The sequence below is a fragment of the Pseudoduganella sp. UC29_106 genome (assembly GCF_044055365.1).
Taxonomy (GTDB): domain Bacteria; phylum Pseudomonadota; class Gammaproteobacteria; order Burkholderiales; family Burkholderiaceae_D; genus Rugamonas.
In genome coordinates this window covers 1,534,412-1,553,797 of the sequence record NZ_CP171977.1, presented here as the reverse complement: position 1 = coordinate 1,553,797, position 19,386 = coordinate 1,534,412, and the positions used below count along the sequence as shown (strand labels likewise).

26 protein-coding genes, 1 other RNA gene and 1 pseudogene are annotated in these 19,386 nt (G+C 61.0%); 19 read left to right on the top strand and 9 right to left on the bottom strand.

What is annotated here, in order from left to right; genetic code table 11:
- Positions 1-10: 10 nt before the first annotated feature.
- Together ACHMW6_RS08190 and ACHMW6_RS08185 are read right to left on the bottom strand one after the other, a co-directional pair.
- Positions 11-447 (bottom strand): annotated as a pseudogene (locus ACHMW6_RS08190) (STY0301 family protein).
- 3 nt (positions 448-450) lie between these two features.
- On the bottom strand, positions 451-771 hold the full coding sequence (locus tag ACHMW6_RS08185; protein ID WP_395406636.1) for a BPSL0067 family protein: 321 nt from the start codon (positions 769-771) through the stop codon (positions 451-453).
- A gap of 252 nt (positions 772-1,023) precedes the next feature.
- On the opposite strand from ACHMW6_RS08185, the gene ssrA reads away from it, so the two are divergent.
- The 3 genes from ssrA (at position 1,024) to ACHMW6_RS08170 (ending at position 4,840) form a co-directional block, all read left to right on the top strand.
- Positions 1,024-1,382, top strand: a transfer-messenger RNA (tmRNA) gene (gene ssrA / locus ACHMW6_RS08180).
- Positions 1,383-1,951: 569 nt separating this feature from the next.
- Positions 1,952-3,622, top strand: a complete 1,671-nt coding sequence (locus ACHMW6_RS08175; RefSeq protein WP_395406635.1) for an AMP-binding protein — start codon at positions 1,952-1,954, stop codon at positions 3,620-3,622.
- A 96-nt stretch (positions 3,623-3,718) separates the two neighbouring features.
- Complete coding sequence (locus ACHMW6_RS08170; protein WP_395406634.1) at positions 3,719-4,840, top strand: TIGR03118 family protein; 1,122 nt, start codon at positions 3,719-3,721, stop codon at positions 4,838-4,840.
- Positions 4,841-4,847: 7 nt separating this feature from the next.
- Here the strand turns inward: ACHMW6_RS08170 and ACHMW6_RS08165 are convergent, their stop codons facing one another.
- A complete protein-coding gene (locus ACHMW6_RS08165; RefSeq protein WP_395406633.1) occupies positions 4,848-5,219 on the bottom strand; it encodes a LysR substrate-binding domain-containing protein in 372 nt (123 codons plus the stop codon).
- A gap of 239 nt (positions 5,220-5,458) precedes the next feature.
- On the opposite strand from ACHMW6_RS08165, the gene ACHMW6_RS08160 reads away from it, so the two are divergent.
- The 6 genes from ACHMW6_RS08160 to arsH all read left to right on the top strand — a co-directional run bounded on the left by ACHMW6_RS08160 (position 5,459) and on the right by arsH (position 8,124).
- Entirely contained in the window at positions 5,459-5,779 is a 321-nt protein-coding gene (locus ACHMW6_RS08160) for a hypothetical protein (protein ID WP_395406632.1), read from the top strand.
- 102 nt (positions 5,780-5,881) lie between these two features.
- Complete coding sequence (locus ACHMW6_RS08155; RefSeq protein ID WP_395406631.1) at positions 5,882-6,208, top strand: ArsR/SmtB family transcription factor; 327 nt, start codon at positions 5,882-5,884, stop codon at positions 6,206-6,208.
- Positions 6,205-6,690: an arsenate reductase ArsC gene (locus ACHMW6_RS08150; RefSeq protein ID WP_395406630.1), complete on the top strand. Its 486-nt coding sequence runs from the start codon at positions 6,205-6,207 to the stop codon at positions 6,688-6,690. Before ACHMW6_RS08155 ends, ACHMW6_RS08150 begins: the two co-directional genes overlap by 4 nt.
- Positions 6,687-7,091, top strand: coding sequence for an aquaporin (locus ACHMW6_RS08145; protein WP_395406629.1), 405 nt, complete (start codon positions 6,687-6,689; stop codon positions 7,089-7,091). The genes ACHMW6_RS08150 and ACHMW6_RS08145 overlap by 4 nt, the downstream gene beginning before the upstream one ends.
- Complete coding sequence (locus tag ACHMW6_RS08140) at positions 7,073-7,408, top strand: hypothetical protein (RefSeq protein WP_395406628.1); 336 nt, start codon at positions 7,073-7,075, stop codon at positions 7,406-7,408. Before ACHMW6_RS08145 ends, ACHMW6_RS08140 begins: the two co-directional genes overlap by 19 nt.
- A gap of 8 nt (positions 7,409-7,416) precedes the next feature.
- Complete coding sequence (gene arsH / locus ACHMW6_RS08135; protein WP_395408559.1) at positions 7,417-8,124, top strand: arsenical resistance protein ArsH; 708 nt, start codon at positions 7,417-7,419, stop codon at positions 8,122-8,124.
- Between the two features lie 300 nt (positions 8,125-8,424).
- Here arsH and ACHMW6_RS08130 read toward each other — a convergent pair whose 3' ends face one another.
- Genes ACHMW6_RS08130 through ACHMW6_RS08115 form a run of 4 tightly spaced genes read right to left on the bottom strand, consistent with a single transcriptional unit; the run spans position 8,425 to position 9,718 of the window.
- Complete coding sequence (locus tag ACHMW6_RS08130; protein WP_395406627.1) at positions 8,425-8,811, bottom strand: response regulator; 387 nt, start codon at positions 8,809-8,811, stop codon at positions 8,425-8,427.
- A 7-nt stretch (positions 8,812-8,818) separates the two neighbouring features.
- Complete coding sequence (locus ACHMW6_RS08125) at positions 8,819-9,049, bottom strand: GDCCVxC domain-containing (seleno)protein (protein WP_395406626.1); 231 nt, start codon at positions 9,047-9,049, stop codon at positions 8,819-8,821.
- Positions 9,046-9,330 (bottom strand): mercury resistance system periplasmic binding protein MerP, encoded by a 285-nt coding sequence (merP, locus tag ACHMW6_RS08120; RefSeq protein WP_395408558.1) that lies wholly within the window; start codon positions 9,328-9,330, stop codon positions 9,046-9,048. The genes ACHMW6_RS08125 and merP overlap by 4 nt, the downstream gene beginning before the upstream one ends.
- A 16-nt stretch (positions 9,331-9,346) precedes the next feature.
- Complete coding sequence (locus ACHMW6_RS08115) at positions 9,347-9,718, bottom strand: mercuric transporter MerT family protein (protein WP_395406625.1); 372 nt, start codon at positions 9,716-9,718, stop codon at positions 9,347-9,349.
- Positions 9,719-9,760: 42 nt separating this feature from the next.
- Between ACHMW6_RS08115 and merR the strand changes: the two genes are divergently transcribed.
- The 3 genes from merR to ACHMW6_RS08100 are packed head-to-tail and all read left to right on the top strand — an operon-like array spanning position 9,761 to position 11,343.
- Positions 9,761-10,168 (top strand): Hg(II)-responsive transcriptional regulator, encoded by a 408-nt coding sequence (gene merR, locus ACHMW6_RS08110; RefSeq protein ID WP_395406623.1) that lies wholly within the window; start codon positions 9,761-9,763, stop codon positions 10,166-10,168.
- Positions 10,169-10,228: 60 nt separating this feature from the next.
- Positions 10,229-10,816, top strand: coding sequence for a helix-turn-helix domain-containing protein (locus tag ACHMW6_RS08105; RefSeq protein WP_395406621.1), 588 nt, complete (start codon positions 10,229-10,231; stop codon positions 10,814-10,816).
- The gene (locus ACHMW6_RS08100; RefSeq protein ID WP_395406620.1) at positions 10,813-11,343 is read left to right on the top strand and encodes a GNAT family N-acetyltransferase; all 531 of its coding nucleotides are present in this window, start codon (positions 10,813-10,815) and stop codon (positions 11,341-11,343) included. The genes ACHMW6_RS08105 and ACHMW6_RS08100 overlap by 4 nt, the downstream gene beginning before the upstream one ends.
- Before the next feature lies 1 nt (position 11,344).
- On the opposite strand, the gene ACHMW6_RS08095 is transcribed toward ACHMW6_RS08100, so the two are convergent.
- On the bottom strand, positions 11,345-11,575 hold the full coding sequence (locus ACHMW6_RS08095; RefSeq protein ID WP_395406618.1) for a hypothetical protein: 231 nt from the start codon (positions 11,573-11,575) through the stop codon (positions 11,345-11,347).
- A gap of 119 nt (positions 11,576-11,694) precedes the next feature.
- Between ACHMW6_RS08095 and ACHMW6_RS08090 the strand changes: the two genes are divergently transcribed.
- From ACHMW6_RS08090 to ACHMW6_RS08065, 6 genes are all read left to right on the top strand, one after another.
- The gene (locus ACHMW6_RS08090) at positions 11,695-11,874 is read left to right on the top strand and encodes a type II toxin-antitoxin system HicA family toxin (protein ID WP_395406616.1); all 180 of its coding nucleotides are present in this window, start codon (positions 11,695-11,697) and stop codon (positions 11,872-11,874) included.
- A gap of 21 nt (positions 11,875-11,895) precedes the next feature.
- On the top strand, positions 11,896-12,306 hold the full coding sequence (locus ACHMW6_RS08085) for a type II toxin-antitoxin system HicB family antitoxin (RefSeq protein WP_395406615.1): 411 nt from the start codon (positions 11,896-11,898) through the stop codon (positions 12,304-12,306).
- Between the two features lie 102 nt (positions 12,307-12,408).
- On the top strand, positions 12,409-13,116 hold the full coding sequence (locus ACHMW6_RS08080) for a DNA-binding protein (RefSeq protein WP_395406614.1): 708 nt from the start codon (positions 12,409-12,411) through the stop codon (positions 13,114-13,116).
- A 116-nt stretch (positions 13,117-13,232) separates the two neighbouring features.
- Positions 13,233-13,898 (top strand): DUF429 domain-containing protein, encoded by a 666-nt coding sequence (locus tag ACHMW6_RS08075; RefSeq protein ID WP_395406612.1) that lies wholly within the window; start codon positions 13,233-13,235, stop codon positions 13,896-13,898.
- A 63-nt stretch (positions 13,899-13,961) separates the two neighbouring features.
- Positions 13,962-14,429 (top strand): (2Fe-2S)-binding protein, encoded by a 468-nt coding sequence (locus ACHMW6_RS08070; RefSeq protein ID WP_395406611.1) that lies wholly within the window; start codon positions 13,962-13,964, stop codon positions 14,427-14,429.
- Positions 14,429-16,687 carry a molybdopterin cofactor-binding domain-containing protein gene (locus ACHMW6_RS08065; protein WP_395406609.1) on the top strand — a complete coding sequence of 753 codons (2,259 nt, stop codon included), beginning with the start codon at positions 14,429-14,431 and terminating at the stop codon, positions 16,685-16,687. The genes ACHMW6_RS08070 and ACHMW6_RS08065 overlap by 1 nt, the downstream gene beginning before the upstream one ends.
- On the opposite strand, the gene ACHMW6_RS08060 is transcribed toward ACHMW6_RS08065, so the two are convergent.
- Positions 16,684-17,589, bottom strand: a complete 906-nt coding sequence (locus ACHMW6_RS08060; RefSeq protein WP_395406608.1) for a LysR family transcriptional regulator — start codon at positions 17,587-17,589, stop codon at positions 16,684-16,686. The genes ACHMW6_RS08065 and ACHMW6_RS08060 overlap by 4 nt on opposite strands.
- A gap of 96 nt (positions 17,590-17,685) precedes the next feature.
- On the opposite strand from ACHMW6_RS08060, the gene ACHMW6_RS08055 reads away from it, so the two are divergent.
- Complete coding sequence (locus ACHMW6_RS08055) at positions 17,686-19,230, top strand: beta-xylosidase (RefSeq protein ID WP_395406607.1); 1,545 nt, start codon at positions 17,686-17,688, stop codon at positions 19,228-19,230.
- Positions 19,231-19,386: the final 156 nt, after the last annotated feature.

Sequence of the window (19,386 nt, the reverse complement as noted above, 5' to 3'; positions counted from 1 at the left end):
TTCTCCACGTCTACGATTCACACCGAATCCTTATCTTCTTCTGCCCGACGTTTGCTCCTTTGCTGTAGGTGAAGGCGCAGGACCGGGTGGCGTCGGGCAGTTTCATGCCCAGTGTCACCTGGTCGGATTCGCCATACCTGCAAGCCAACCATTTGCCGCTGGCGAACGGACCATCCAGCTTGTAAGCGTAAGTGGTCCCCTCCTTTCTCCGATATTGTGTGTAGTCCGAAAGCTCACCCTGTTGCTCAGGGGGACCGCTCATCGGCGCCGCCGCATGCAAAAGAGCGGAGCCCCGACGAAGGAACTCCAGCCAGGTTCCACACTGGTCACTTGAATGGATTGCTCCGGAATGGAAGGCGGACACTGGGGCGCATATGAGCTTGCGCTCGCGTGGGCCGCGGCAACAATCAACGCCCCTATTGACAGCCGAGCTGATCGAATTTTCATAATTCACTCGATGACGAAGAAAGCGTCAGCATTATCGCTAGGGTGAAAGAAGTTTCCGTTCTTGTCCTTGCCCTTGGACCGGATGAAGCGTACCGAAATGCTGTTTTTGTTGTCAGCCTTCCACTGGTCAACGACGTAAATTCCGTCGATTCCCTGCCTGAGATAGAGAGCGGCGTGGTTGCCATGCGGGCGGTTGCCGTAACGCCCCTTCACGAAGGTAGCAATTGCAGTCCCCGCTTTCAGTTGACTGTTGCCAAGCACCGTCTGGCCCTGATGCCATCGGGACGTAACAGGCGCACCCGCATACTTTTGTACCAGCGCCACGCATTGCCGACTGCCGACGAGGGGCTTGCCCTCAACTCAGCTGCCTTGGAGTACACATAAGCCATGATCGAGCTCCCGAAAAGTGCGGAGATTCGACTTTACGGCGAGGGAGACAGCCATATTTTGCTATTAGACAAACTTTGCCCCACCCAGGATTGTGCTTCGATTCGGCTCAGCATCGTCCGCTGAACGTAAGCATAAGAGCCCTCCACTTCCAACAAAAAAATCATGTAGAATAGAGTTTCCTTCTGTGGGGACGACCTGGTTTCGACGTGGGTTGCAAAGCAGAACAGGGCATACCGAGGGCTGGTTACCTCGTAAATACACCCAGAAACAAACTAACTGCAAACGATTCTTCGTACGCACTGGCTGCTTAATGCACCAGCTCAACAACACCTCGTCCTTAGGGTGTGGCCGCAAGGCCGGTTGAGTCATTTATAAGGACTCGGACTACAAGGGGTCACTTCGAGTAGTCCTAAATTTAAGGTGAATCGCCCGTCCAAAGCGTGCTCGTCCGCGTTGTACGGGTTAAACTAATTGATAGAGCTAAGTATGTAGAACTGTCTGTAGAGTGCTTGCGGACGCGGGTTCGATTCCCGCCGTCTCCACCACCGAACAAAAAATTAGGGCCCCAAGCGCAAGCTTGGGGCCCTAATTTTTTGTTCGACAGCGCAGAGTTGGCTGGAATCAAATCCGCGTTCGTCGAAGACGGACGCGGGGCATTTCCGGGGTTTCGCGCCGCATGCGGCGCGCCGGAAATGCGACGCCCGCTTGCAAGCGGGCGGCTCTCCGATTCGCCCATTCTCGAAATCGCTCCGCGATTTCGCGCCGCGTTAGCGGCTCACGGCGAGCTCAGCCGTAAAGCGATCATCGTGCATCGAATCCAAAGCGAACCTTGGCCACAAAATAAGTGAGAAACGAAACGCCACGTGTGAAGCTGGTCATGCCGCTTTCCTCGCTGTAGCTTCCCACCTGATCTTGATGATCGGGGTCTGACTAACGCTTGTGGCTTCGCTTGACAGCGGCGGACGTTCTCTCACAATTCCGAATTGAAACGGCTAGCTCGTCGAAATCAAGACCGCCACGCGTTGCACATTCTGCTGGCCCTGCCGAGCTGCCGGTATAAACTGGCAAGCAAGTACTTCCTGATTTGATAACAAAAGCACCGAAAGGGAAGATCATGGCCGCCCCGTCTCTGCTGTTGGATTATGTCTACGACCGGGAAGCGTCCCACCCGGAGCGGATCTACCTGACCCAGCCCATCGGCGGCGGCAAGGTGATCGATTACACCTGGGGCCAGGCCCTCGACGAAGCACGGCGCATGGCCAGCCACCTGCAGCAGAGCGGCGTCGGACCCGGCATCAAGGTGGCCATCCTCTCCAAGAATTGCGCCCACTTCATCATCGCCGAGCTGGCGATCTGGATGGCGGGCGGCGCCACGGTCGCCATCTTCGCCACCGAAACCGCCGCCAACGTGCGCTTTGTACTGGAGCACAGCGAAGCGTCCCTGCTCCTGGTCGGCAAACTCGATAGCTGGGCGCAGCAGGCCGCAGGCGTTCCGGAAGACATGCGCCGCATCGCCCTGCCGCTGGCGCCTGCAGGCGCGGGCGAAGACTGGAGCGAGATCATTGCCCGCACACCGCCGATCAAGGGCCGCCCCGTGCGTGGCGCAGACGAGATGGCAATCCTGGTCTACACTTCAGGCTCCACCGGCCAGCCCAAGGGCGTGATCCACCACTTCGGCAATATGACGGCGGCCACCACAGTAATGGTCGACATGGGAATCAGCAGCGAGAGCGACCGCATGCTTTCCTACCTCCCGCTGGCGCACGTGATGGAACGCGTCTACATCGAATGCAGCTCTTTTGTGGCTGGCTTCCGCATCTTCTTCGCCGAGAGCCTGGACACCTTCATCGCCGACCTGCAGCGCGCCCGCCCCACCCTCTTCCTGTCCGTGCCGCGCTTGTGGACCAAATTCCAGCTGGGCGTCTTCAGCCACATCCCGCCCAAGCGGCTGGATTTGCTGCTGCGCCTGCCAGTGGTGGGCAAGCTGGTCAGCCGCAAGATCCTCGCCGGACTGGGGCTGGACCAGGTACGGCTGGCGGGCAGCGGCTCCGCTCCTCTGCCGAATGGGCTGATCGAGTGGTACCGACGCCTGGGCCTGAACCTGATCGAAGGCTATGGCATGTCAGAGGACTTCAGTTTGTCCCATGTGTCCGACCCTGAGCACGCCAGGCCGGGCTATGTGGGCCGCCCCTTCCCCGGCGTGCTCACCCGCATCGCGGACGATGGCGAGTTGCTGATCAAGTCCCCTGGCTGCTTCCACGGCTACTACAAGCTGCCTGAGCTGAACGCGGAATGTTTCACGGAGGATGGCTACTTCCGCACCGGCGACCTGGGCGAGTACAGCGACGATGGCCTGCTCCGGATCACCGGCCGCAAGAAGGAGCTCTTCAAGACGGCCAAGGGCAAGTATGTGGCGCCCGCCCCCATCGAAAGCTATCTGTGCGAACACCCCATGCTGGAACTGGCCATGGTCTCAGGCGCAGGACAGGCGGCCGCCTACGCGCTGGTGGAACTGAAGGACGAGCTGCGCGACAAGATAAACGATCCCGCCACCCGCAGCATGGTGGAGCAGGCCCTGGGCCGCCACCTGGAAGAGGTCAACGCGCGACTGGCAAATTGCGAAAAGCTGCAGATGCTGGTGGTCGCCCACGAGCACTGGTCCATCGAAAACGGCTGCCTGACGCCCACCATGAAGATCAAGCGCAGCCGCATCGAGGAGGGTGTAAGCGCCAGCCTCGACAGCTGGTACGCGCGCAAGGCGCCAATCGTCTGGGCCGAACCGTAGCCCGCCGGACACAGCGCAACGCACACATTGAATTCAATTGAACCTTTCGAGCACGGTGGGGAATAAACATACAACCCACCCTCGAAAGGAGCAACCATGGAACTCCGACCCTTTTCCGCCAGAATGTTTGCGGCTGGCATCGCCGCGACTATCGCCGGCGCAATCCTCGCAGCGTGCGGCGGTGGCCATCACGACCACAATATGCCCCCGTACACGCCGCCTACGATGCAACAGCCTATGGTGCTGGCCAATTTCAAGACCACCAGCCTGGTCGCCGACACTTCCACTGCAGGCGCAGCCAACACAGATGCCAAGCTGATCAACGCCTGGGGCATCGCCTTCGATCCCACGGGATTTGTCTGGGTTGTCAATAATGGCACCGCTACCTCTACGCTATATGACGGTAACGGAGTGCCGCAAACGCTGGTGGTGGCCACGCCGCCCGGCCCCACCGGCATCATCTTCAACGGCTCGCAGGACTTCAAGATCACCCAGAACGGCGTCACAGCCGCCAGTCCCTTTGTCTTCGCCAGCGAAAGCGGCATGATCGCCGCGTGGTCGCCTTCGGTGAACCGTACTGCCACGGTCACGGTATTTGATGGCAGCTCGGCCAACAAGGTGTACAAGGGGCTTGCCGCCGCCAGCTATCTGGGCCTGAACTACCTGTATGCGGCAGACTTCCACAACAATGCGATCGATGTGTTCGACAGGAACTTCGCGCCGGCCGTGCTGCCGGGCCAGTTCAAGACTCCTGGCCTGCCGGCGGGCTATGCACCGTTCAATGTGCAAGCGATCGGCGACCGCATTTATGTGGCCTATGCGAAGCGCGAAACCACTGGAGACGACGAGGATGCCGGTCCGGGACTCGGGTCCATCAGCGTATTCGACACCGGTGGCAACTACATCCGGCAACTCACGTCCGGTGGCGCACTGAATGCGCCGTGGGGAATGGTCATGGCGCCGGCCAACTTCGGCGCAGCCAGCAATATGCTGTTGGTGGCCAATTTTGGCGACGGGAAGATCAACGCCTACAATCCCAACACCGGTGCATTTGCCGGCGCCCTGGCGAGGGCTGACGGCACGCCCATCGTGATCGCCGGCTTGTGGGGCCTCGCGTTTGGACCTGGCGTCAACAGCCAGCCCACCAATACCCTCTTCTTTACTGCGGGTCCTGGTGACGAGAAGCACGGACAGTATGGGCGCATAGACATGCAGTAGATCGGAGTCAAACCCTGAGTTCATCCGCGTGCGCCAGCCCTGAAACGAGGCCATCGAACACGACTTTCACACGCGGCGGAACGGGCGAAACACTGGAGCGGTACACGGACACTGGCCAAAGTGCGGGCGCCTCATTGGCCAGTACCTCGACCAGTGTGCCCGCGCGCAGGTGCCTGCCCACCAGGTAGTTCGGCAACTGGACGTAGCCCAGCCCCAGCAAGGCCGCCTGCACTGCGGCCTCCATCTCATCGGTCGCGAACGATGGCTTGGCGAGGAATGACTTGGCATGCCCGAATTGCCAGGGCCACGGGCTGCGACCAGCGCAGGCGAACCGACGATGTGAAAGCTGATTTGCGCCTCCCGCCGAGCCACAAACCACGTATCGCGCAAGATGCCGATCCGCAGGCCGACATCGATGCGCTCATCAACCGCGCTGGAAATCGTTTCCGACAAGCGCAGATCGAGCGATAGCTGCGGATTGCAGGTCAGCGTATCGACGTCCACCGGGCAACCTGTACAGGTACTCGGCCAAAAGTCGCAGGCGACTTGCTCTCCTTTCGCGTTGGTTGTCCTGCGAGGCCAAGACATGCTAAGGTGACGGCACCCTGAAAAAATCGCATGGCCAATCGCAGCTACGCGAAAATGGAGACTGACGTGCTACTAAATGTCCAGGAGCGCCGTATGCGTGATCGGCTGGCGGGCGTCATTGACGATGCGCTTGACCTGGCCGAAGAATGTGGATGGCGCTATGCCATCGCCTATCTGATCAGTGAAAAAGTCCCTTCGCAAATTATCCAGAGGCTGCTCTTCGGCGGTGGGCGCGCGCGGCGCCGCTCTTCAAACGCGCCTCGCGGCCAAATCCACACCTGGACGGGCGCGAACGACGAAGACATGAATAGTCTGTTTGAATGGCTGCGCGAGCGCAGATCTCATCATTGAAGCGCTACGATACCGGCGCAGCCGGAACGCTCAAGTCATCAATCTGTCATAATATTTCGATATTCTTTGAATTGTCGAATTACCCCTTTACAGGAAAGCATCATGGAAACGAAAGCTGTACTCGCCGCGCTGGCGGCACTGGCGCAGGAGTCACGTCTCAGTGCTTTCCGCCTGCTGGTCCAGACCGGGCCGCAGGGACTTGCCGCCAGCAAGATCTCCGAAAAACTGGACGTTGCGCCGTCCTCCCTATCGTTCCATCTGAAGGAGCTGACCAACGCCGGACTGATCGAATCCCGCCAGGACGGCCGGTTCATCTTCTATAGCGCCAACTTCGGCACCATGAACGGCTTGCTGTCCTATCTGACCGAGAACTGCTGCGCCGGCGAAAGCTGCGTCCCCTCAACCAACATCAAGTGCTGCAATCCATGAACGTCCTGATTCTCTGCACCGGCAATTCCTGCCGCTCCATCCTTGGCGAAGCAACCTTCAACCACCTTGCCCCCGCTGGCTGGCACGCGATCAGCGCCGGTAGCAAACCCGCCGGCTACATCCATCCGCGCTCGCTGGCCTTGCTGGAACGCGAAGGCATTTCGACTGCGGGCTATCACAGCAAGTCCTGGGAGGATCTGCCGGTCACGCCGGACATCGTCATCACCGTTTGCGGCAGCGCCGCCGGCGAAACTTGCCCTGCCTACCTTGGCCCGGTGATGCGGGCACACTGGGGCGTCGAGGACCCGGCCCATGCGACCGGCACCGACGAAGAAATCGATGCGGCCTTCATGAAAGCCTATCTCATCCTGCGTCACCGCATTGAAACCTTCTTCGCGCTGCCGCTGGAAGAATTGAAAAAGGATCCGGCGCGCATGAAGGTGGAGCTGGAACGCATTGGTACTCTGCTGGCAAAGCCATGACTTTGTCCCGACGACTTGCAGCTGAGGGTCTCGGCACGACATTGCTGCTGGCGGTGGTGGTTGGCTCCGGCATCATGGCGGAGCGCCTTTCCGGCGGCAACGTCGGTGTCGCGCTGCTCGCCAATACCATCGCCACCGGCGCGGGACTGGTCGCATTGATCCTGATGTTCGGCACGATCTCCGGCGCCCACTTCAATCCTGCCGTCACGCTGTCCGAAGCCTGGCAGCGCAACGTGCCTGCCGGCGAATGCTGCCGTACATCGTGGTACAGGTCATTGGTGCGTTTGCCGGCGTCGCCGCTGCGCACGGCATGTTTGGCGAACCGATGTTCTTCGCCTCGGAACATGTGCGCAGCGGGCCTGCACAGTGGTGGAGCGAGTTCGTGGCGACCTTTGGTCTGATCGGCGTGATCATCGGCTGCTCCCGCAGCCGCCCTGCGATTACGCCGTTTGCCGTTGCGGCCTACATTACGGCGGCGTACTGGTTCACCGCTTCGACCTCGTTTGCCAATCCGGCGGTGACCCTGGCACGCGCTGCGTCCAATACCTTCGCCGGCATTCGTCCCGTCGATGCGCCGGGATTCATCCTCGCCCAACTGGCGGGCATGGCTGCCGCCACCACGGTGTTCTGCTGGCTGTATCCTGCACCGCCAGCCGACGCAACGGTCGGCGGCACCGTCGCACCGGGCGACTTTGCGGACTCTCTGGAAAAGCACTGAATATGAGCATGCCTGACCTGCCGAACATCAAGGCGGAATTATTCGATATTCCGACCACGGACAAGCTCGCGCCACAGGGCGACATGTCGCACGCGCCGCGCATCCTGATGCTGTATGGCTCGCTGCGGGAGCGCTCCTTCAGCAGGTTCCTCACCTATGAAGCAGCGCGCATCCTTGAGCACTTCGGCGCCGAGGTCAGAATCTTCGACCCGATGGAACTGCCGATGGTGGGCAGCGTTCCCGAGACCCATCCCAAGGTCGTTGAACTGCGCGAGCTTTGCCTGTGGTCGGAAGGCCAGGTGTGGTGCAGCCCCGAGCGTCACGGCGCGATCACCGCGGTGATGAAGAACCAGATCGACTGGATACCGCTGGAGCAAGGCGCCGTGCGTCCCAGCCAGGGCCGCACGCTGGCTGTCATGCAGGTTTGTGGCGGCTCGCAGTCGTTCAACGTGGTGAACACACTGCGGCTGCTTGGGCGCTGGATGCGGATGTTCACGATTCCGAACCAGTCTTCCGTGCCGATGGCCTATAAGGAGTTCGACGATGCGGGCAGGATGCGCCCTTCCGCCTACTACGACCGCGTTGTGGACGTGATGGAAGAGCTGTTCAAGATTACCTTGCTGATGCGGGGCCGCACGGACTATCTCACCGACCGCTATAGCGAACGCAATGAACGCGCAGTCAAGACGATCAACAGGCAAATAGAACGCCTCTAAATCTCTCGACAGGACGCGGCACACCGGAGGGCTGCCTCGACACAATCGCGCATCTCTTCATAGCGCCCGAGCGATTCAGCGCATCGTTCGCAATTGCTTGCGCATGTCATGCGGATCGCATCTGCGAAACCCTTGTTCCCGTAAAGGAGTTTGGTGGCGGTCTGGCACATGGCAGCGCACTGGATCAGTGCTTCTATCGCTTCGTCATCCAGGACAGTTGGTACGCTCCGGTCCATCAGTCTTGATACCTCCCGGCTGCACACTTCATGACACGCCTTGCACGCCTGCGCGCAATCGATTCTACTTTGCACCGGACCTCTGCCCCCTTCTACCCAGCCTGATCATCGAGAGCAAATGCTGGAAATCGACAGGCTTTGCCAGCACCATGCTGAAACCGGCCTCGATCGCCTGTTTGGCGATGTCGCTTTCAGCGTTCCCTGCCAGCGCAATCAGAACAGGGCACTCATCGCGATACTTCGCACGCATCGATCTGGCCACGTCGCATCCGCTCACTCCCGGCATTGTCAGACTCGACACCACGGTGGAAGGCATATGCAATTTGGCCATCGCCAGCGCTTCGTCGCCACTCTCAGCCCGCTGGACCATCCAGCCGTTTCGCAGAAAAAGCGATGCCAGCGAATCCAGCGCCTGCCGATTATCATCAATGATCAGTACCGTGCTTTTCATGCGCACCTCATCGACGCGCGGGCGAGGAACAGCATCCCGCCGCCGGATTTTGCATCGGCGGACACACGACGCTCCCATAAGAGCAGTACACGCAGCAATCGCCTTGCTTCGGCCGAAGCACGGTATGGCAACTCTCGCATTCGTAATGCCACTGGCACGCGTCGACCGGCATGTTCTCCCGTCTGGCATGGCCGCAGGCAGGACACGTCAGGACTGATTCGAGAACGAAACCGCTCACTTGCCGGCCCCCACAGGCTTCGAAGGATAGCCGGCAGCTTCCGTCGCATGCATCAATGCGGCGACGCTGGTTTTTGCATCGTCGAAGGTAACCATGGCTTCGCGCTTCTCCAGCGCGATCTCGATCGTGCTCACACCAGGCACTTTCCCAAGCGCCATCTTCACCGTTATTGGGCAGGTGGCGCAGTCCATCCCCGGCACCGACAAGGTAACGGCTTTGGGCGCAGCCCAGCAAACGACGCTTAGCGCAGACAAGGCAAAGGCCGCAATAATCTTCCGCATGTTGAAGTCCCTCATATTAATAAAACCAAGGCGCTATCCACGAGAAGCTGACAGCGACGAGAAGCAGCCCGACAACGACAACATGGAGCACGCGATAAGTCCACTTCATCCGAGGCGCGGCGCAAAACTCACCGGGTGCACACGCCCGCACGGGGCGCCAGATACGACGCCATGACAGGACCAGGGCGATGAAAGAGAGTCCGATGAAATATGGCCGGTAAGGCTCCAGCAGGGCTAGCATTCCAATCCAGGCGCCGGAAATACCCAGCATCAGCAATAGCAGCGGACCAAGGCAGCAGGTCGACGCCAGGATCGCGGCGACACCAGCCGCGAGCAAGCTGACGCCCTCGGGCGGGCGGATACCCGCCGTTGGTAATTTCAGGTTCATCAGGTAATCTTACGTCCGTACATAAGTACGGAATCAAGACATATGACCGTCAATAATGCGAAATTTACAATTGGCTCCCTGGCCAAGGCGACAGGCGTCAATGTGGAAACCATCCGCTTTTATCAGCGCAAGGGCCTGATGGCCGAACCTGACCGAATGCAGGGTGCAATCCGTCGCTATACGGACGATGATCTGGCGCGCCTGCAATTCATCAAGGCCGCCCAGCGAATCGGCTTTTCCCTGGATGAAGTCGCCGAGTTGCTGGAACTCGACGAAGGCACACATTGCTCCGAAGCCCGCAGCATAGCCGAACAAAAATTGCGCGACGTCCGCCAGCGCATCGCCGACCTGCGCGGAATCGAAGCGGCGCTGGACCAACTCGTCGCCAACTGCGGCGAAGCCGCGGACAACGTGAAATGCCCCCTGATCGAATCCCTCTACCGCCGCTAACCGTGGGGTCAGACCTGCTCCATCTTGTTTGATGGAGGAAAAATCCAATATACTAGATGGATGGATGTCGACAAACTCATTTCCAGACGGGTCCGGGAGCTGCGCAGGTCGCGCGGGCTGTCGCTCGAACAGCTGGCGGAACGCAGTGGCGTCAGCCGCTCGATGATTTCGTTGATCGAGCGCCAGGAGACCAGCCCGACCGCCGCTGTCCTCAACAAGCTGGCCGATGCACTGGGCGTATCGCTGCCGGGCCTGTTTTCCCACGACGCCGGGGCCGACGTCAAATCGCCAGTTTCCCGCCATGAAGATCAAGCGGTCTGGTCGGACCCTGCCTCGGGCTATGTCCGGCGCCACCTGTCCCCGCCTGGATGGGGCTCCCGGATCGAACTTGTGGAAGTTCGCTTTCCGGCCAGCGAAACCGTCATTTTTGATAACCCGGTCCGCAGCGTAGCGCTTCACCAGCAGGTCTGGATGCTGGAGGGGCAGATGGACATCACCGTGGCGGACCAGACCTGGCGCATCGGTCTGGGCGATTGCCTGGCGATGGAGTATGGAGAACGCATCGTGTTCCACAACCCGACCAACCAGCAAGCGCGCTACTTGCTGGCATTGACCAGTAACGAAACTACAGCAAGGAGAGCGCCATGACGTCGCAAACGATCGTTCACTGCACGCACGAGCGGCATGCGAATGCCATCCTGGATATCTTCAACGAAGCGATCCTGAACTCGACGGCGCTTTACGACTACAAGCCCCGTCCGCCCGAAAGCATGTCCACCTGGTTTGAAACCAAGTCAAAGGGTAACTTTCCTGTGATCGGGATCGAGGACGAGGACGGTACGCTTCTGGCGTTCGGCAGTTATGGCACCTTCCGTGCATGGCCCGCGTACAAGTATTCGGTTGAGCATTCGGTATACGTGCACAAGGACCATCGCGGCAAGGGCCTGGGTCTGCAGATCATGCAGGCGCTGGTTGCGGAGGCCCGCAAGAACGGTGTGCACGCCATGATGGGCGGGATTGATGCCACGAATGCAGGAAGCATTGCGCTGCACGAGCGCCTCGGCTTCCGGCACGTTGGCACGCTGCCGGAGGTCGGGTTCAAATTCGGTCGCTGGCTGGATCTGGCCTTCTACCAGCTGCTGCTCGACACGCCGGCCAATCCAGTAGACGGCTAAACTATTCCGCGGCAAATTCGGCGGCGGCCTTGGCCGACCACAGCGCTTCGTTATAGGTGGGGAATGGGATGTCGTACTTGTCGACGCTCCCATCTTCGGCGATGAAGCAAGTCCACCAGCCGTCCGGATCGGGCACGATGGCAATATCGTTCGGCTTGCAATGCGCCATCAGTTCTTCGCCCTGTTCGAGGGTGACGATGCGGGTTTTGCGGTGACGGATATGGGTAGCCATGAGCGCCATTGTACGTCAGCAGCCCGCCGCCGCTCCACTCCCGCCTCTGCTTTACCTCAATACACACATTTACACAAACTCTTATCCTGTGTAGCATCACTTACACCGATGGAGCAGTTATGGACTCCGCGCCCCTCATCCGCATCTTGCATCGGAACGGGTGGTACGAAGTCAGAAGTCGTGGCAGTCACATCACGTTCAAACACCCAACAAAGCCAAAACTCTGCACTGTGCCCCATCCAGCGAAAGACCTGCCAATTGGGGATCGTGAAACAGATCCTGAGAAACGCGGAACTTGATTAAAGCAGGGAGAGCCGAACATGGAAATACCAGTCGCAATTCACAAGGACGCTGGCAGCGTCTACGGCGTGAGCGTTCCTGACCTGCCAGGCTGCTTTTCGTCGGGAGAGACTATTGAGACCGCAATGAAGAACGTGCGCGAAGCGATTCGGGTCCACGTTGAAGCGGCCCTGCTTGAATCCCTTCCTGTGGACATCGAGCCAAGCAGCATCGATGAACTGGCACAGCGGCAAGAGTATGCAGGCGCGATCTGGGCCCTGGTGGAAATTGACATGGCCAAGCTGGATCCCAAGCCCGAGCGGATCAATGTAAGCATCCCCCGCTTCGCGCTGAGCAAGATCGACCAATACGCCGAATCGCGTCACGAAAGCCGCAGTGGCTTTCTGACAAGAGCCGCGCTGAGCCTCATTGCGAAAGAAACCACCACATAGCCCAGGATGCGGCCTCGCAGCCACGCTGGCCCTTCCCGCTGTTGCGCCGACAGGTCCCGCATGCGTATCATATTGATTTTGGGCAACTAGCATCTTTATCTTATGAAAACGGTCACATTCGACGACGTGACGGCAGCAGTCACTGGTCTGCAAATCGACGGCCAGGCTGTCACCATCGAAACGGTACGTGACGCCCTGGGCGGCGGGTCGCTCAGCGCGATCGGCAAACACCTGGCTGCGTGGCGCGCCGATAACGTCAAGCCGGCGGAACCTGCCGGTGCAGTACTGCCGGAGTCGCTGCTGAACGAGCTGACGCGCTGGGCGCAGCAGCATGCGGAGCAGGCCGGCGGCGGCGCGCGTGACGCGCTGGCGCAGTCCGAACGCGAGATGCAGGCGCTGCTGGCGGCAGGCGAAGAGCTGGAGACGGAGCGTGAGGAGCTGCAGGCGGGCATAGCAGCCGCCAAGATCGAACGGGAAGAACGCGATGAGCGCATCGAGCGGCTGACGGCTGAAGTGCGCCAGGCCAAGCAGGTCGCGGCGGACGCGCTGGTCGGCAAGGCGAAGGACCAGCTTGCGATCGAGGGCAAGGATGCCCAGATTGCCGATCTGCGCGCGCAGGTTGAGCGCTACGTTTCGAACGCTTCTTCGGATTCGGATGCGAAGCTGGCCGCGCAGATGGAATTGGTTGGCGCCGTGACGGCGCGCGACAATCTCGCCGCGGAATTGCAGGAGTTGCGTGCGCAGCTGGATGCAGCGCGGGCGGATCGTAGCGCGCTGCGGGCGGAGCTGGAGTCGCTGCGGGTGCGGTGATTGACTTTCAGGTGCACTGGTGGCGTCGCTTCGGGATGCGCTCTGACTGAGCTGGGACGGCGGATCAATGATCCGCCCTACGCTGTGGGGTTGAACCAGCGTTGGGGGCCGAAATAGTGAACGCTTCTTTTACCGTCGCGGGCATCGACATTGGCGGCGAGCGCAAGGGCTGCCACCTTGTCGTGCTGCGCGGTGACGAAGTGGTTTGCAGCATGAACAGCCGCGAGCCGCAAGAACTGCTTGCGCTCTGCCTCGAGCACGATGTACTTGCAGTTGGTGTGGACTCGCCCTGCCTGTGGGGCATCGCGGGCGCCGGCCGCCGCGCCGAGCGGGAACTGGCGAAGGAGCGCATCTTTTCTTTCGCCACGCCCACCCGCGAACGCGCGCTCGCAAACACCACCGGATTCTATGGCTGGATGTTCTGCGGCGAGCGCATTTATCGCGCGTTCGCGCCAAGCTATCCGCTGCTCGGCGAACATGCCACGGGGCGGGTCTGCTTCGAGACGTTTCCCCACGCGATCACATGCGTCCTGCTCGGCCGCGAAGTAGCGTCGGCGAAGCAGAAAAAAGCACAGCGGCGCAAACTGCTTGAAGACGAAGGTATTCCCACTGTCTCGCTGAAGTCCATCGACGCTATCGACGCCGCTCTGTGCGCGCTCACCGCACGCTACTACCTGCAGGGCCAAACCCGCGCCTATGGCGATGCCGAAAGTGGCTATATCCTTGTCCCGGCGCCCGGGGAAAACACAGAATTCCGTAGACAGGACTTCTGTATTCCATAAACACGCATTCCGTCGCCATGGACCGCTATGCATAATTCCCGCAACAATTAACCGGGAGTTAGCATGGCTACGATACAAATCAACGGCAAGGCGCACAGCGTCGACGTGCCGGAGGAAATGCCCCTGCTGTGGGTGTTGCGCGATGAACTTGGCATGACCGGCACCAAATTCGGCTGCGGCATGGCGCTGTGCGGCGCCTGCACCGTGCACCTGGACGGAGAGCCTGTGCGCTCCTGCACCACGCCGGTGTCGGCAGCGGTCGGCAAGAAGATTTCCACCATCGAGTCGATGGAAGCGGACCGCGTAGGCAAGGTCGTGCAGCAGGCCTGGATGGATCTCGGCGTGGCGCAATGCGGCTACTGCCAGGCGGGCCAGATCATGTCCGCCACGGCGCTGCTGAAGTCCAATACAAAGCCTAACGACAAGCAGATCGACGAAGCCATGAGCGGCAATATCTGCCGCTGCGGCACCTATCCGCGCATCCGCGAAGCGATCAAGACCGCCGCGGCCAAACTGAACGGAGGCCGCTGATGCAAGCCTCCCGACGCAGTTTCCTCCAGGCCGGCGCCGCCGTCCTGGCAGTCAGCATGAGCGGCCGCCTGTGGGCGCAGGAAGCCCGCAAAAAATCCGGCGGCGACGCCATGCCCGGCGGGATAGTCGACAAGCCGCTGGTCTTTGTCAGCATCGCGACGGACGGCACCGTCACCATCACGGCGCACCGCGTCGAGATGGGCACCGGCATCCGTACCAGCCTGCCCATGGTGGTGGCGGACGAGATGGAAGCGGAATGGTCGCGCGTGAAGATCGTCCAGGCGGAAGCGAATGAAGCGAAATACGGCAGCCAGAACGTGGACGGCTCGCGCAGCATGCGTCACTTCATGGCGCCGATGCGCCGCGTAGGCGCGGCCATGCGACAGATGCTGGAAGCGGCGGCTGCCGCGCAGTGGGGCGTGCCAGTGTCCGAAGTGCACGCAGTGCGGCACGAGGTGAAGCATGAGCGCAGCGGACGCCGCCTGTCCTACGGCCAGCTGGCGGAAGCGGCGATGAAGCAGCCGGTGCCAACCCAGCTGCGCCTGAAGGAGCCGAAAGACTTCCGCTACATCGGCAAAGGCAAGGTGCGGGCCTACGACAACAAGGACATCGTCACCGGCCATGCCACTTACGGCATCGATGTGCGCTTCCCGGACATGCTCTACGCCGTGATCGCACGCCCGCCGGTGCTGGGCGGCCGTGTGGCGAAGGTCGATGCGAGCGAAGCGCTGAAAGTTCCCGGCGTGATCAAGGTCGTGCAGCTGGAAAGCTACCCCGGTGCGCCGATGTTCCATCCGCTGGGCGGCGTGGCTGTGGTGGCCCGCAATACCTGGTCGGCCAACCAGGGCCGCGCGGCGCTGAAGATCGAATGGGCCGCCAGCAAGCACGATTCCTACGATTCAGCCGCCTACCGCAAGGAACTCACAGCCGCCGTGCAGCAGCCTGTAAAGTCGCTGCGCGACGATGGCGACGTTTATCAGGCGCTGCGCAAAGGCGACGATTCGCGCCGCGTGGTCGCGGAATACTATCTGCCGCACCTGGCCCACGCCAGCATGGAGGCTCCCGCAGCGACCGCGATTTTCAAGGACGGCAAATGCGAAGTGTGGGCGCCGGTCCAGGCGCCGCAAGGCGCGCTGGACAACGTGGCCCAGCACCTGGGCATCAAGCCGGAACAGGTCACCCTGCGCCCCACCCTACTGGGCGGCGGCTTCGGCCGCAAGTCCAAGCCGGACTTCGTGGCGGAAGCGGCCCTGCTGGCGAAGCAGTTCGAAGGCCGCCATGTGAAGGTCGTATGGACGCGTGAGGACGATATCCGCCACGACTACCTGCACACGGTATCCGTCGAACGCCTGGAAAGCGTGCTGAATGTGGCGGGACGTCCGGAAGCATGGCTGCACCGCTCGGCCGCGCCCACGATCGCCTCCACCTTCGCGGAAGGCGCGAAGGGCAAGGCGGACTTCGAAGCAGGCATGACTGCGATCAATGTGCCCTTCCAGATTCCAAACCTGCGCCTGGAAGCGGCGGACGTGGAAGCGCATGCCCGCATCGGCTGGTTCCGCTCCGTCTCCAACATCCCGCACGCTTTCGCGGTGCAGAGCTTTGTAGCTGAACTGGCCCACAGGGCCGGGCGCGACCATCGCGACTACCTGCTGGAGCTGATCGTTCCCGCACGCAGGATCGACCCGACAACGCTGGGCGACAAGTGGAACTACGGCGAATCGCCCGAGCTTTATCCGATTGATACCGGCCGCATGCGCGCCGTGATCGAACGCGCAAGCAAGGAAGCCGGCTGGGGCAGGAAGCTGCCTGCCGGCCGCGGTCTGGGCCTCGCCGTGGCCTACAGCTTCGTGACTTATGTGGCGGCGGTGATCGAAGCCGAAGTCTCGCCGGCCGGCGAGGTAACGGTGAGGCGCGTGGACGTGGCGGTCGACTGCGGCCCGCAAGTCAATCCGGAGCGCATCCGCGCCCAGGTGGAAGGCGGCTGCATCCAGGGCCTCACGCTTGCGCTGATGGGTGAAATCTCGTTCAAGGATGGCCAGCCGGAACAGTCGAACTACCACGACTTCCCCGTGCTGCGCCTGAACGAAGCGCCGAAGCAGCTCCACGTGCACATGGTTGGCGGCGATTTCTCCGTACCGCCGGGCGGCGTGGGCGAGCCTTCCGTGCCGCCGATCGCACCGGCCCTTGCCAATGCGATCTTCGCGGCGACCGGCAAGCGTATCCGCCAGCTGCCGATCCGCGACCAGTTGAAGGCTTAATCGCCGTCTTCGAAACCGGCCAGCGCGTCGACCAGGCTGTCATACACCAGTCGCACGCGGGCCGGCACCGGACCGCGGCGCGGCCGGTATACGTAAATATTCCACGGGTCGGGCGCCTCATGCTCGATCAAGGACACCAGGCGGCCGGCACGGACATGAGGCAAGGCCAGATGGCCGGACAACTGGCCGATGCCGAAACCGGCCAGCACGGCGGCTTCTTCGGCCAGCGGGTCGTCCGTCATATACGCCGGCGCGGACGGCATCAAGTGACGGCCGCCCTTGAAGAACCAGGTCCAGGGACGGCCCGTATTCGAATCGATCAGCGTTGTGGTGGGCGCCTGCAGCACCTCTTCCACCGTCTGCGGGCGGGCGATGCGCGCCAGCAGGGACGGCGCTGCCACTACGTGAAAAGTCATTTTCGACACCGGCTTCGCAATGAAGTTGCTGTCCTTGAGGGTGCCGACGCGCAGGCCAATATCGATCTGCTGGTCCACCACGTCCACGAAAGTGCTGGAGAAACGCATGTCGAGCAGCAGGCCGGGATAGGCCGCGACGCGTTCCGCCAGCGGCTGCAGCAGCTTGAAGCGTCCCAGGCCGGATGGGGCGGTAATGCGCACGGTGCCGGCAAGGTCGGACGGTTTGCGCCGGCTGCTGCGGTGGAAAAGCGCGTCCACGCCCGTCAGCGCCGCCCTGGCGCGCTCCGTGAACTGCGCGCCGAATGAAGTGAGCTGCACGCCGTGCGTATTGCGGTGGAATAGCGGTTCGCCGAGATCGTCCTCCAGCTCCTTGATCACCCGCGACACGACTTGCGGCGATACCGCCAGTTTCACGGCAGCTTCGCGGAAGTTGGTCGAATTGGCGGCAACGATGAATACGCGCAGGGCTTCAAGCCGGTTGGACATGGATTCTCGGTCTAAAAATAACCCCCGCAGTTTAAATTATGGTAGCGCTATCCATTTCTTGTTATAAAATGTTTCGAAATAAACCCGGAGACATCAATGGCAAAAACCCTGATTGCATTCGCCCTTGCCGCGGCCTTCGCGGCGCCCGCTTTCGCCGAACGCGACATCCAGCTGGACGTAAGCAAGGCCACCCAGCCGCTGGACCGCTTTTATGACCTGAGCGTCGGCTCGGATTTCCCAGGCACGCTGCTGCGCGACGACAGCATGGGGCAGCTGAAGACTGCTGTGGACGAACTGGGCTTCCGCTACCTGCGCTTCCACGGCATCTTCCATGACGTGTTCAAGACCGTGCAGGAGAAGGATGGCAAGATCGTCTACGACTGGGCGAAAATCGATGAACTGTACGACTCGATGCTAAAGCGCGGCATCAAGCCTTTCGTGGAACTGGGCTTCACGCCGCTGGCGATGGCCACGTCGGGCAACGATATCTTCTACTGGAAGGCCAATACCTCGCATCCGCGTCCGGAAGCATGGCGCGACCTGGTGCACACCTTCGTCACCCATATCATTGAGCGCTACGGCAAGGAAGAAGTGCGCAGCTGGCCGTTCGAAGTATGGAATGAGCCGAACCTGGACGGTTTCTGGGAGAAGGCGGACCAGAAGGCCTATTTTGATTTGTATGACAATACCGCGCGCACCATCAAGGCCATCGATCCGGAGCTGAAGGTCGGCGGTCCTTCCACGGCGGGCGCGGCCTGGGTGCCGGAATTCCTGTCGCATGTGAAGGCGAACAGCACGCCGGTGGATTTCGTGACCACCCATACCTATGGCGTGGATGGCGGCTTCCTCGACGAGATGGGCAAGGCAGATACCAAGCTCTCGCCTTCGCCGGACGCGATCGTTGGCGATATCCGCAAGGTGCGGCGCGAGATCGAGTCGTCGGCCTATCCGGGCCTGCCGCTGTACTTCACCGAATGGAGCACGAGCTATACGTCGCGCGACCTGGTGCACGATTCGTATATCAGCGCGGCCTACATCCTGGCCAAGCTGAAGGCGAGCCAGGGCCAGCTGCAGGGCATGAGCTACTGGACTTATTCGGATCTGTTCGAGGAATCGGGTCCGCCACCGACACCATTCCACGGCGGCTTTGGCCTGATGAACCGCGAGGGCATCCGCAAGCCGGCATGGTTCGCTTACAAGTATCTGCATGCGCTGAATGGCAACGTCGTGCCGGCATCCGATGCGCAGGTGATGGCTTCCTACGATGGCAAGGCGGCTGCAGCCCTGGTCTGGACTTTCGTGCAGCCGGAACAGAAGATCAGCAATCGTCCCTTCTATAGCCGGATCGTACCGAACAAGGCTGTGGAGCCGGCGACCGTGACTTTCAGCGGCCTGAAGCCGGGCAGCTATGCGCTGACCGTGCAGCGCACCGGGTACCGCAAGAATGATGCTTATTCGGCTTATATCGATATGGGGGTGCCGAAGTCGCTGACGCCGGCGAACCTGCAGCAATTGCAGTCGCTTACTGTCGACAAGCCTGAGGTGCAGCGGCAGGTCAGCGTGGGCAAGGATGGCAAGGCGGCGGTCAAGCTGCCGATGAAGACTAACGATATCGTTCTCGTCAAGCTTACGCCGCGCTAAAACCCGAGGCAAACCCTGGTGTCTGCCACGATGTGGCAGACACCTGTTTTGGGCCACGGGCTCCAACCATAGCCGCAGGCATTGACCAGGTGGCTGCCACATCGTGGCAGCCACCAGCATTTGGCCGCAGGCCGGGTTGGGTTTTCGCCGCCGCAT